This window comes from Streptomyces phaeochromogenes (genome assembly GCF_001418655.1).
Taxonomy (GTDB): domain Bacteria; phylum Actinomycetota; class Actinomycetes; order Streptomycetales; family Streptomycetaceae; genus Streptomyces; species Streptomyces phaeochromogenes.
In genome coordinates this window covers 1-10,933 of the sequence record NZ_LIQZ01000452.1, presented here as the reverse complement: position 1 = coordinate 10,933, position 10,933 = coordinate 1, and the positions used below count along the sequence as shown (strand labels likewise).

Below are 10,933 nucleotides of genomic sequence, written 5' to 3'. Positions count from 1 at the left end.
GCTCAGGGGGAGGTCACTGGGGAACTCACGGGGAAGGGGGAAAGTCGGGGGAAGTCTGGGGAGTCCGGGGAAGGCAGTCAGCGCTTCGCGTCGACGGCGACGAACAGCGCTCCGGCCCAGGCCGTGTCGCGCGGCGACACCAGACGGAAGTCCAGCCGGTCACCGCCGTGTCGCAGCCCTTTGTCGAGCTCGAAGACGTCGGAGTCGTATCCGAGTGTGTTCGGATACGCGGGTGTGCGCCCCGGGGCCGTCCGGCCGGGCTCGCTGATGGTCGAGTTCAGTACGTCGTCACGGGGGTTCGCGCCGTTGGCCAGAAGGGTCGTCAGGCCGCCTGCCGACAGGGTGAGCGAGCCGCCGGTCCGCCCGCGGTCACCGTTGTAGGCGACGAGCCCCGCACGCCCTTCGGCGCTCTTGGGGAACTTCATGCCGGGCAGCCGGACCGTCCGGTCCCCGCCCGCGCCCAGCGGGTCGAAGCCGTCCCACATCGCCAGGTGCCGCAGCGGCTCCGACTCCTTCTCGTACGCCACCATCAGCGTCCAGCCGCCCCACGCTCCGGCCGCGGAGTGGCCCATCGCCACGTTGACCTGCGCCACGGTGTAGGCGCCCGCGCCGCTGGAGCGCACCAGAGGGGTGACGTCCGCCGAGGCCTGGAACGCGTCCGCGCCGTGCGCGACCCGGTGCCCGACGACCGTGTCGGCGAGCACCTCCTTGTACTGGCCGCCCGGTTCGGCGATCAGCACCCGCCCGTTGTCCTTGGGCGGCTTCTGCTCACCGACCCGGAGGTTGCCGCCCCAGTACAGCCGCGCGTACGAGACCCGGGCGCCGGCCGGCGGACGGACCTCGGCGCGGCTGGAGTTGTAGGTGTTCGGGTCGTTGTCGACGTCGATGTAGAACATCTCGAAGTCGTCGTTGTCGTCGTTCGCAGCCGCCCGGCCCTCGCGTGCGGCGGGACAGGACACCGCCGACCGCTCGACGGGACGCCGGCAGGTGATGGACGAGTTGGCGGCCCGGACGATCCCGCCGTGCTGGAGCGCGCGGTACCGCTGGGTGAAGGCGAGACTCTCGGCCTCGGCGGCCGGCGCGGGCGAGGGTGCCGAAGCCGTCGACGAAGTTGACGTCGGCCATGTGGTTGACGTCGTGGGCATGGCAGGCGCGGCAGCCGCCGGTCCGCCCGGCGCCCACAGCGAGGCGAGGGAAAAGACACCCACCATCCCACGGCGCAGCAGAGGACCCAGGGAATTGCGCATGACCGGCGTTGCCCTTTCGGGGGAAATTCGGGAAGAGGTTCTGACCCTGCGGACGGACAGGCTGTGGACATCACATGAGTGCCGCCATGACTCCCCGTCTGTTTCAAGCGGCCTGAGGAGGAACGCAACTGTAGCCGCTATCCGTATTTATCCGTGAAACCCGTCAAGTGTGTCGTAATCATGCTGCATACACTGGTTGACGCCGCGTCGGGCGGAGGCTCCGTGGTGGCCCCGGCCCTTCGCCCGGTACTCGGTCCGGGACTTCACCCGTTTGGTGGCACAACCCGCGCCAGTGCCGCGCGTTGATTCCAGAGCCGGGCACCCCGCCCGGATTGTTGTGTCAATCCCAAGGAGCACCTCTCCATGTCGCGTATCGCGAAGGGCCTGGTCCTTACCTCCGTTGCCGCCGCCGCCATGGCGGGCACCGGTGGCGTCGCCGCCGCCGACAGTGACGCGCACGGCTTCGCCGCCCACTCCCCGGGCGTCCTGTCGGGCAACCTGGTCCAGGTCCCCGTCCACGTGCCGGTCAACGTCTGCGGCAACACCGTGAACGTCATCGCGCTGCTGAACCCGGCGTTCGGCAACGAGTGCGCCAACGACTGACGTCGCTGCGCAGCCCTTGACCGGCCGTCCTCCCACAGGGAGGGCGGCCGGTCCGCGTTGCCCCGAATGGAGGGAGGGGCGTCGAGCGCCCGGGGAACGTCCGGGCATGGCGCCTCACCAGGGACAACGGACGCGGCGGCGGGCCCGGGCCGCTACGGAGCGCGGTTGTTCGGTTGCAGGAGGTGGTCACCGATTCCACGGTGAGCACAAGATCCGTACGCACCACCGAAAGGACCCCTCCATGCGTGCTCTGCCCGCACGGCGTATCGCGGCCCCCGCACTCTGCGCCACGCTTCTGCTCGGGATAGCCGGACCGGCCGCCGTGGCCGCCGACCACGACTCGACCCGCGACGCCCGTTCGACAGCGGCCAAGGCGCCGGTGCCCGGAGCGGACGCTCTGCTGGCGCAGGTCAAGAGCCTCGGCGACGTCGGCGGAGTGCTCAAGCCGGTCACCGACCTGCTCGACGCCGTGCTCAAGGCCGACAACGGCCAGCTCCCCGCCGCCGACGCGGCCAAGCTCGCCGACGCGGTGAAGGCCGCCATTGCCAAGGCCTCCGCCGCCGCCCCGGCCGCGGGCGCGCTGACCCCGCCGGTCAAGGCCGAGCGGGAGCAGGCCGTGCCGACCGCACCGCCCACCCCGGCGGCACCGGTCAAGCCGGCCGCCCCGACCGCGCCCGCCGTTCCGTCGGCACCGGCCAAGCCCGCCGTTCCGGCCGTGCCCGACGCCGCGACGTCGCCGGTCGTGCCGAGCACGCCGGCCACTCCCACGACCCCCGCCAAGCCCGCCGTTCCGGCCACGCCGGTCACCCCCGTCACGCCGGTCGCCCCGCCGGCCGCGCTGCCGGAGGTGCCGAAGCTTCCGGCGGCCCCCGCGCTGCCGGTGCCGAACGGTGCCGCGCGTGCGGTCGCCGAGGTCCCGCTCGACCTCAAGGCCGACGCGCTCAAGGCCCTGCAGGCCGCGGTCGACTCCCTGGTCAAGGCCGCCACCAGCGGTGACGTCGCCGGTGTCGCGGCGGCGGCGCTGGCCGTCGTGACCGGCCTCGTCAACGTCGTCGTCGCCACGGTCCTCGGCGGCGGCCTGCCCGTGCCGAACCTGCCGGGTCTGCCCAAGCTGCCCCTGCCGACGGGCGCGCTGCCGCTGCCCACCGGCGGGCTGCTGCCGTCCTGAACGACCGTCGGGCCGGCCCGACGACCGGGCCGGCCCGACGACTGTTTTCATATGAGGGATCCCATTTGAGGATTTGACACACCCTTCAATTGGGTGGCTTCCAGAATTTTTCGGCGAACGGAGTTTCCGGCCGGAACGGGGATCGTTGGGCAGTGCGCAGTTCAGCGAAATTTCCCTCTGGCGACGCGAGTTGCCGAAGAAAGGAACACGATGAAGTCCCTGAAGGCCGCCGCTGTCGTCGCCGGGTCCCTGGTCATCGCTGCTGCCGCAGCGCCCGCCTTTGCCGCCGACCTGACGCCCTCCAGTCTCAACGGCGGCCTCGACTCGGCGCTCGGCGCGCTCACCACCGAGCCGGTGGACGCCGCGGACGCCATGCCCCTGCAGTCGCAGTCGAACGCGCTCGACACGTCGAACAAGGACTCCGTGCTGAACACCGTCGACGGCGCGACGAAGGCCCTCAACTCGGCGGAGGGTCCCACGGGGCTCCTGGGCGGACTTCCCCTCCAGAAGTGACTTCGGAGGTAACTCCGGACGCGGTATCGGACGCAACTCCGGAAGCCGCTCCGGAAGTGACGAAGGGCCGGTTCCGCATCACGCGGAACCGGCCCTTCGTTCTGTTCTCCGATTATCCGCGTCGTTCCGATTGTTCTTTCCGGCCGTTCGACGCCGTCCCCCGTTCGTGTGGAGACCCGGCCGGAAATCCCCCGGGCGAGTGAGAAACGGAGCGGGCGCATTCCGGCGCGTCGATACGGTTCCGCGGTGACCTCAACATCAAGCGAAACGCGTCCTTTCCGTGCCGCCGACCTCGGCACGCTCGTCGTCATGGCGTGGAGCGGCGAACACCCCGACGGCGACATGCCCTTCCTGCTGGCCTACTCGCTCGGTGACGGCGCGGCCGGCCCCGAGGGCTCCACGGCCGCCGTCGAGCAACTGCTGCACCGCAGCGGCCTGCCCATCGGCGACGAGATCGTCGACGGCACCCGGCAGCCCAGCTTCCCCGTCGGTCTCCTCGTCGAGGCCGGCCAGGCCGTCGTCACCATGGCCCACCTCAACGCCCAGTGCTCCGTGCCGCCGGAGTGGCTCGCCGCGGTCGGCGAACGCGGCTACGCCTACTTCCTGTTCACCACCCGCCCCTGGCCCGAGGCCGAGCCGGGCAAGCCCGTCGCGCCGGAGGCCCTGGCCGCCTTCGCCGGCGACGAGAAGACCCTGAACAGCGCGGCACACGCCCTCCTCCCGGCCCGCAGCCTGCGCGGCTGACGATGCGCACAGCGGGCGCCGACCGCGCGTTCGCCCTGCTGCTGGTGATCACGGGCGCGGCCGGGCTGCTGGCCTCCTGGGTCATCACCATCGACAAGTTCAAGCTGCTGGAGGACCCGGACTTCACCCCGGGCTGCAGCCTGAACCCGGTCGTCTCCTGCGGCAACATCATGAAGAGCGACCAGGCCTCCGCCTTCGGGTTCCCCAACCCGATGCTCGGTCTGGTCGCCTACGGCATCGTGATCTGCGTCGGTACGAGCCTGCTGGCCGGCGCGGCGTTCCCACGCTGGTACTGGCTGACGTTCGACGCGGGCACGCTGTTCGGCGTCGGATTCGTGACGTGGCTCCAGTACGAGTCGCTGTACAGCATCAACGCGCTGTGCCTGTGGTGCTGCCTCGCCTGGATCGCCACCGTCGTCATGTTCTGGTACGTCACGTCGTTCAACGTACGAAATGAATTCCTGCCCGCACCCGGCTGGGTGAAGGCATTCCTCGCCGAATTCACGTGGGTGCCGCCGGTTCTGCATCTGGGGATCATCGGAATGCTCGTGTTGACGCGTTGGTGGGACTTCTGGACGAGCTGACAATTGCATCCACCGGGGGAATTTTGCTCTGATGTCGTTCGCCGGGTCGTTACGCGTTTCGGACGCACCCCCCGAATCCCGAAAGGCCCGTACCTGAGATGAAGTCGACCACCCGAGGAACTCTTGCCGCCGTCGTCACCTGCGTGGCGGCCGCCGTCGCGACGCCCGCCGTCGCGGCCGACGGGATCCCGGTCGCCGTACCGCTGGACGGTGTGGAGAACTCGCTGAACATGGAGATGCCCAGGATCGGCGGCACCCTCCCGCTGCCCACGCCGGGCAGCCCCGACGGGCCGCGGTATGTCGAGGGCCGGCTGCTGCCGGACCGGGCCGTCCCGCAGCTGCCGGTCACCAGCGACCTGCCGTCCCTCGACCTGCGTACGCCGGTGCCGCGCGTTCTCGGGGACACCTTCGACCACGTCGCCGCCAGCACGCCCACCTCGGACCTGCGTGCCCTGACGCCGGGTGCCTCGTTGGACGCTCCGTTGACCGCGCCTCAGGCGGACAAGCTCGGCCTTCCGGCCCCGAAGCTGCCCGAGGTCGGTCTCCTCGCTCCGGTTCTGCAGGCGGCACCGGGGGCGACCCTGGGTCTCGCGCCCGGGCTGTAGGCACAACGGGCCCCACCCGGCCAACCGGCCGTCTGGGCCCGACAGTTCATGGAGGAGTACGGGTGGCAGTGGCGAACGGTACGCGGCGAGACGTCCTGAGAGGGCTGCTGGTCGCGGCCGTCACCGCCGCCCTGGCTCCGCTCGTCGCGGCCTCGCGCCCGTCGGGCCCGTCGAGCGCCGAGCCGCCCGCGTCCGGCGAACAGGCCGGGTCCGAGGCGGAGTTCGACGAGATGTACCGCGGACGGCGGATCCGCGGGTCCAAGGACGCCACAGGCGTTGAAGCCGCCGTCGCCGGTGCGGCGCCCGCCGGACAGTGGCTCGTCTCCGTGGACGACCGGCCGTTGCACCTCATGCGGCGGGCCGACGGCGGCTATCTGACCATGGTCGACCACTACCAGTCGTATCCGACGCCGCTCGCCGCCGCCCGCGGGGCCGTCGACGAACTGGGCGGCACACTGCGGCTGCGCGCGGCGGCTGCGGAGGCGGGGCCGGGGGAGGGGCACGGGCATGGCGTACACGCGTAAGAACGTGAGCGCGCTGACGAAGGCCGAGCGGCGCAGGCTCGTCGGCGCGTTCCTGGAGATCAAACGCACCGGCGAGTACGACGAGTTCGTCCGCATGCACATCGACCACTACGTGTCGGACGGCGACGGCGGACTGCGTGCGGCCCACATGGCGCCCTCCTTCCTGCCCTGGCACCGGCGGTTCCTGCTGGAGCTGGAGCGGGCGCTGCGGCGGGTCGACTCCGGGGTGTCCGTGCCGTACTGGGACTGGACGAAGGACCGGACGCCCGCCGCCCCGCTGTGGGGAGAGGACCTGCTCGGGGGCAACGGGCGGCGCTCCGACCGGCAGGTGACGACCGGGCCGTTCGCCTACCGGCACAAGAAGTGGGTCGTCAAGGAGTCGATGACCGACGGCGAGTACCTCATGCGCGACCTCGGCCGGCCCCACGATCCGCTCGCCCTGCCGACCGCGGACGAGCTCGCGCGGGCCCTCAAGGACCCCGTGTACGACACGGCGCCCTGGGACTCCACCTCCTCCCGCGGCTTCCGGAACAAGCTCGAAGGGTGGGGGACCGGGCAGGGCAACGACGCCTGGCGCAACCACAATCGCGTACACCGCTGGGTCGGCGGGCACATGCTCGGCGGGGCCTCGGTCAACGACCCCGTCTTCTGGCTGCACCACTCCTTCGTGGACCTGCTCTGGACCCGCTGGCAGAAGCGGCACCAGGGGGCCCGGTATCTGCCCGCGTCGCCGCCGGAGCTCGGGGACCCGCAGCGGGGGCGCGTGGTGGCGCGGCACGAGGAGATGCCGCCGTGGGGCGTGCCGCCGGACGAGCTGGAGGACCACAGCCGGATCTACCGGTACGTCTGATGCGTGGGTGCTGAGTGCTGGGTGACCGGAGATCGTGACAGTGGCGGGTGACTGGTTACGTGTGACCGGTGAACAGGGGAAGGCCCCCGGTGGTGTGTACCGCCGGGGGCCTTCGCGTGAGTGCGGTGACTCAGTGGCCGTAGCCCTTGGGGCCGGGGTGACCCTTCGGGCCGTCGTCGAGGTTCGCGCACTCGTTGCCGAACGTCGGGTTCAGCAGGGCGATGACGTTCACGGTGTTGCCGCAGACGTTGACCGGCACGTGGACCGGGACCTGGATGACGTTGCCCGACAGGACGCCGGGCGAGCCGACGGCCTTGCCCTCGGCGCCCGCGTCCGCCATGGCCAGACCGGCTCCACTGATCACAACGGCACCCGTGCCGAGGGCCACACCGGCCGCCTTCGCGATGCGAGACTTCACGTTCACTCCTTCGATTTCGGTGAGCGCGGCTGCTCCGACGCGACCGCACAGACCGTTCAACGCGAGGGCCCACAGGGGGTAACGGTGCTCAACGGGGCATCATCCACCAAGATGCTTCATATGGGGCGATAAAGCATATTAGTTTCCTCTTTGTTCGATTCCTGGTGGGGTCCGACCCCGGCTCACTGGCGTGTGCAGCGGCCCTTAGGGCTGGTGGCCGGGGGAGCGCACTGGAGGCTGTAGTCCGCCGACTCCGTGCTCAGGTAGCGGCCGACGCAGGTGGTCGACGTGGTTCTGCCGCGGTCCGCGCAGAAGCTCAGGGCGGCGCGGCCGTCGGTGAACGGGCCCGGGGCGTAGATGACCCAGAAGCCGGGACGGAGCGAGGCGTAGTCGTCGCTGCGGACGTAGACCGCCTCGGGGACGGTCTTGCGGACGGCCGCGAGCCGTTGGTCCCGCGTGGCGGTGCCGGAGCCGACCGGTTCGGAGAACAGCTGGGCGATCCAGCGGCCTTCGGAGGCGGGCGGGGTGCTCGCCTCCTTGGACGGGGACGCGGCCGGCTGCGAGGCCTCCTTCGACGGCGCGGGTGTCGATTCGGGCGTAGGTGACTGCTTGGCGGACGGGGAGGTCGCGGTGCCGGACGCCGAAACGCCGCCCCCCTTGGCCTTGCTGTCGTCGCCGTCCGACTCGCGCAGGTTCAGGACGAGCGCGGTCGCGGCCGTCGCGAGGGCGGCGACCACGACGGCGACGGTGGCGATGAGGGCCGGGCGCCGCCTGCGCCCCCGCGGCGGCACGTTCCGCACGTTCTGGACGCGCGTCGGGTGTTCGCCGACCGGCTCGGCGGGCACGGGAGCGCCAGGAACCGTGCTGCCGGGCCCAGGACCGCCGGAAACCGTGCTGCCGGGCCCGGACGCGGGACCGCCGGGAACCGTGCCACCGGACGCGGGCGGCACGGGCAGGACGTGCGTCGGGGCCGTCGTGGGGCCGGGCGGCAGCGGGGCCGTGGCCGTCGGCAGCGCCCAGTCCGGAGTCGTACCCGACTCGACCTGCGCCAGCATCGCGTCCAGCCGCGCCGCGTCGGGGCGGGCCGCCGGATCCCGTACGAGCAGGGCCTGGAGCACGGGCGAGAGCGGGCCGGAGCGCACCGGCGGCGGTACGGCCTCGTCGAGGACGGCGGCGAGGGTGCCCAGGGTGGTGCCGCGGCGCAACGGGCTGATGCCCTCCACGCAGACGTACAGGACGAGCCCCAGGGACCAGAGGTCGGACGCCGGGTCGTCGTCGTTGCCGCGGATCCGCTCGGGGGCGATGTACTCGGGGGAGCCGATGAGTTCGCCGGTCGCCGTCAGCGCGGTCGACCCTTGGAGGGCCGCGATGCCGAAGTCGGTGAGCACGGCGGAACCGTCGGCGCGCAGCAGGATGTTGGCGGGCTTGACGTCCCGGTGCTGGATGCCCGCCGCGACCGCCGCGCGCAGGGCGGCGAGCACCTGGCGGCCGAGCCGGGCGGCCTCCGAGGGGGCCAGCGGGCCGTCGGCCAGCCGCTCCTGGAGCGAGACGCCGTCCACCAGTTCCATGACGAGCCAGGGGTGCGGGTCGTCGTCGATGATGTGGTGGATCATCACGACGTTCGGGTGGCTGATCCGGGCGAGCGCCCGCGCCTCGCGCAGCACGCGCTCACGGACGGAGTGGGAGGCCGCCGCGTCGTGCCGGACGGCCTTGAGGGCGACCTCCCGGTGCAGCACGCTGTCCCGGGCCCGCCACACCGTCCCCATGCCACCGCTGCCGAGCCGCGCGAGCAGCTCGAACCGCCCGTCGACCATGTCCCCCGATGCGTTCATGGCGGACAGATTAGTGGGGCTCGCCCGGCCCTCAGGACGTCGGGTGCGTACGTCCGAAGCAGCGCTCCAGTTCGTTCAGCTCGTAGAACGCGCTGCCCTTGGCCACCGGGCGGCAGCCCTGCTTGAACGCGGTCTCCTTCTCGTTGTAGAGCATGCGTACGAGATAGGTGTGGCCCTTGCGGAACACGTCCCACTGGATGTTCGCGGCCATGGGCGCCACGGACGCGCCGCGCCAGGGGTTGTCTGCGTAGGTGTACGGGCGCTGGGCGGTCACAGGCTTCGTACTGCCCGGCAGGCCCATCAGCGCGGCCAGCGGGATGATCTCCTCGGCGTGGGTGAAGCGCAGTTCCGCGCCGAGGTCGCTGGTGCCGGCCCGGCTGGCCTCGGCCTTCTTGAAGAAGTCGTCGAGCAGGACGCCGGCCATCTTGTAGGTGATGTCGCTGTCGGCGAAGCCGGGACCCTTCTCGTAGAAGTCCTCGGCGTCGCTCAGATATCCGAACCAGGCGGCGTCGCGCGGCGCGATGTACCGCTCCATGTGCCAGCCGGCGCCGTCCGGGCTCTCGGCGCTCATCGCGGGGGCGATGCCGTAGAGGTTGTAGACCGCCTCGGCGGCATCGACATCGCTGCCGACGGCCGAGAACTCACCCGCGGAGATCCGTGCGACGAACGCCGGCTTGAAGATCTTCTTCAGTACGTTCACTGCGGCGCGGTGCGTGGCCGGCTGGTCGGTGACGCTCTTGAGGGTGTCCGCGAGCCGCTTGTCGTTGTCGATGTAGTCGCGGTACGCGGCGCCTCCGGCCGCCTTGTGGAAGTACAGCAGGTCCTCGTCCGCGCGGGCGGGCCCGATCAGTGGCTTCAGCGCCGGGTCGGCCTTGGCGAGCGCGGTCGTGAACTCGCCCGCGCTGTCCACCGCGCGCCCCTGCCCGGAGCTGACGACGTCGATCGGCTCGCCGTCCTTCGCGATGCGCGCGAAAAGCCCCGGGAGCCGCTTCTCCATGCGGACGGCGGTGTCCTGGATCTCCTGCCTGCCGCGTCCGCTCAGGTTTCCGTACCCGACCTTGGCCATGGCGTCGAGCAGCGCCCGCACCTGGGGCCCGAACTCCTTGCCCGCCCTGGTCAGCTGCCCCTCGCTCGCAGCCCGGTCCCACAGCTTGAGGATGAGGTCCCCGTCCTCGCTGTCGGTCGCGGCACGGGACCCGTGCCGGGAGACGTTCTCCGTGAACACCGGCTCGAATCCGCGGGGCGCGGCTTGGTAGGTGCGCGGGTTCTGGCCGGGCTCGTACGACGCCTTCGTCCCGTAGCTGTCGCTGTGCCCGTCGGCCGAGTTGCCGGTTGGCCGGCCGTCCGCGTGGCCTTCGGCGTGGGCGGGCAGCGCGCCGGAGAGGAGGGCGCACAGGGCGAGGGCCAGGGCGGGAGTGATGCCGGGGGCAAGACCGGGGGAGAGGCGTCTCATGGGTCGTCGCTTCATGGGTGGGCCGTCGTTTCGTCGGGCGGGAGAGGCCGTGTCCGCGGTTGTGGCCTCTGGGAGGGGATCGAACGGTCCGTCGTGGATCGAACGATTCGCCGCATCGTTTCCGCCTCGGGCCAACGGCGGGTGACCGATGCGTGGCTCGTTTCCGACCGGTGGTCCATGGGGGGACCATGGGCTGGTCAAGGGCGGGTGTGCCGGTACTTGCCCACGTTGTGGCCGGCCGGGCGGTGGCGAGCAGTGGCGGGGCAGCGGGTCCATTTTCGGACAGTTTTCGGATCTCGAACGGTGAATGACGCCCGGTTCAGGGGCCCCTGAGGCGCTCGCCGACTCCTCCCCAGCCCGCCTTGAGCGCCGCGAGCGCCTCAGGGGCCCCT

12 protein-coding genes are annotated in these 10,933 nt (G+C 71.3%); 8 read left to right on the top strand and 4 right to left on the bottom strand.

Annotation, left to right across the window (positions count from 1 at the left end):
- Positions 1–77 precede the first annotated feature (77 nt).
- Positions 78–1,247 carry a hypothetical protein gene (locus AOK17_RS42535; RefSeq protein ID WP_055618010.1) on the bottom strand — a complete coding sequence of 390 codons (1,170 nt, stop codon included), beginning with the start codon at positions 1,245–1,247 and terminating at the stop codon, positions 78–80.
- 363 nt (positions 1,248–1,610) lie between these two features.
- Here AOK17_RS42535 and AOK17_RS42530 point away from each other — a divergent pair, with 363 nt between their 5' ends.
- The 8 genes from AOK17_RS42530 to AOK17_RS42495 all read left to right on the top strand — a co-directional run bounded on the left by AOK17_RS42530 (position 1,611) and on the right by AOK17_RS42495 (position 6,838).
- Positions 1,611–1,850, top strand: a complete 240-nt coding sequence (locus tag AOK17_RS42530; RefSeq protein WP_055618009.1) for a chaplin — start codon at positions 1,611–1,613, stop codon at positions 1,848–1,850.
- Between the two features lie 241 nt (positions 1,851–2,091).
- The gene (locus AOK17_RS51870; RefSeq protein ID WP_055618008.1) at positions 2,092–3,018 is read left to right on the top strand and encodes a hypothetical protein; all 927 of its coding nucleotides are present in this window, start codon (positions 2,092–2,094) and stop codon (positions 3,016–3,018) included.
- Between the two features lie 210 nt (positions 3,019–3,228).
- The gene (locus AOK17_RS51445; protein WP_055618007.1) at positions 3,229–3,531 is read left to right on the top strand and encodes a hypothetical protein; all 303 of its coding nucleotides are present in this window, start codon (positions 3,229–3,231) and stop codon (positions 3,529–3,531) included.
- 246 nt (positions 3,532–3,777) lie between these two features.
- Positions 3,778–4,275 carry a DUF5949 family protein gene (locus AOK17_RS42515; RefSeq protein ID WP_055618006.1) on the top strand — a complete coding sequence of 166 codons (498 nt, stop codon included), beginning with the start codon at positions 3,778–3,780 and terminating at the stop codon, positions 4,273–4,275.
- A 2-nt stretch (positions 4,276–4,277) separates the two neighbouring features.
- Complete coding sequence (locus AOK17_RS42510; RefSeq protein WP_055618005.1) at positions 4,278–4,859, top strand: vitamin K epoxide reductase family protein; 582 nt, start codon at positions 4,278–4,280, stop codon at positions 4,857–4,859.
- 98 nt (positions 4,860–4,957) lie between these two features.
- Positions 4,958–5,464: a hypothetical protein gene (locus AOK17_RS42505; RefSeq protein ID WP_055618004.1), complete on the top strand. Its 507-nt coding sequence runs from the start codon at positions 4,958–4,960 to the stop codon at positions 5,462–5,464.
- 62 nt (positions 5,465–5,526) lie between these two features.
- Positions 5,527–5,988, top strand: a complete 462-nt coding sequence (locus AOK17_RS42500; RefSeq protein WP_055618003.1) for a tyrosinase family oxidase copper chaperone — start codon at positions 5,527–5,529, stop codon at positions 5,986–5,988.
- Positions 5,972–6,838, top strand: coding sequence for a tyrosinase family protein (locus AOK17_RS42495; RefSeq protein WP_055618002.1), 867 nt, complete (start codon positions 5,972–5,974; stop codon positions 6,836–6,838). Before AOK17_RS42500 ends, AOK17_RS42495 begins: the two co-directional genes overlap by 17 nt.
- Positions 6,839–6,968: 130 nt before the next feature.
- Here the strand turns inward: AOK17_RS42495 and AOK17_RS42490 are convergent, their stop codons facing one another.
- The 3 genes from AOK17_RS42490 to AOK17_RS42480 form a co-directional block, all read right to left on the bottom strand.
- Positions 6,969–7,256, bottom strand: coding sequence for a chaplin (locus AOK17_RS42490; protein WP_055618001.1), 288 nt, complete (start codon positions 7,254–7,256; stop codon positions 6,969–6,971).
- Positions 7,257–7,438: 182 nt separating this feature from the next.
- Positions 7,439–9,088, bottom strand: a complete 1,650-nt coding sequence (locus AOK17_RS42485) for a serine/threonine-protein kinase (protein WP_055618000.1) — start codon at positions 9,086–9,088, stop codon at positions 7,439–7,441.
- Positions 9,089–9,119: 31 nt separating this feature from the next.
- A complete protein-coding gene (locus tag AOK17_RS42480; RefSeq protein WP_079053599.1) occupies positions 9,120–10,541 on the bottom strand; it encodes a histidine-type phosphatase in 1,422 nt (473 codons plus the stop codon).
- Between the last annotated feature and the right edge of the window lie 392 nt (positions 10,542–10,933).

What these genes read in the sequence shown, in the direction of transcription:
- AOK17_RS42510 (WP_055618005.1), top strand. Translation starts at nt 4,278, where the DNA reads ATGCGCACAGCGGGCGCCGACCGCGCGTTCGCCCTGCTGCTGGTGATC.
- AOK17_RS42480 (WP_079053599.1), bottom strand. Translation starts at nt 10,541, where the DNA reads ATGAGACGCCTCTCCCCCGGTCTTGCCCCCGGCATCACTCCCGCCCTG.
- AOK17_RS42495 (WP_055618002.1), top strand. Translation starts at nt 5,972, where the DNA reads ATGGCGTACACGCGTAAGAACGTGAGCGCGCTGACGAAGGCCGAGCGG.
- AOK17_RS51445 (WP_055618007.1), top strand. Translation starts at nt 3,229, where the DNA reads ATGAAGTCCCTGAAGGCCGCCGCTGTCGTCGCCGGGTCCCTGGTCATC.
- AOK17_RS42530 (WP_055618009.1), top strand. Translation starts at nt 1,611, where the DNA reads ATGTCGCGTATCGCGAAGGGCCTGGTCCTTACCTCCGTTGCCGCCGCC.
- AOK17_RS42485 (WP_055618000.1), bottom strand. Translation starts at nt 9,088, where the DNA reads ATGAACGCATCGGGGGACATGGTCGACGGGCGGTTCGAGCTGCTCGCG.
- AOK17_RS42505 (WP_055618004.1), top strand. Translation starts at nt 4,958, where the DNA reads ATGAAGTCGACCACCCGAGGAACTCTTGCCGCCGTCGTCACCTGCGTG.
- AOK17_RS42535 (WP_055618010.1), bottom strand. Translation starts at nt 1,247, where the DNA reads ATGCGCAATTCCCTGGGTCCTCTGCTGCGCCGTGGGATGGTGGGTGTC.
- AOK17_RS51870 (WP_055618008.1), top strand. Translation starts at nt 2,092, where the DNA reads ATGCGTGCTCTGCCCGCACGGCGTATCGCGGCCCCCGCACTCTGCGCC.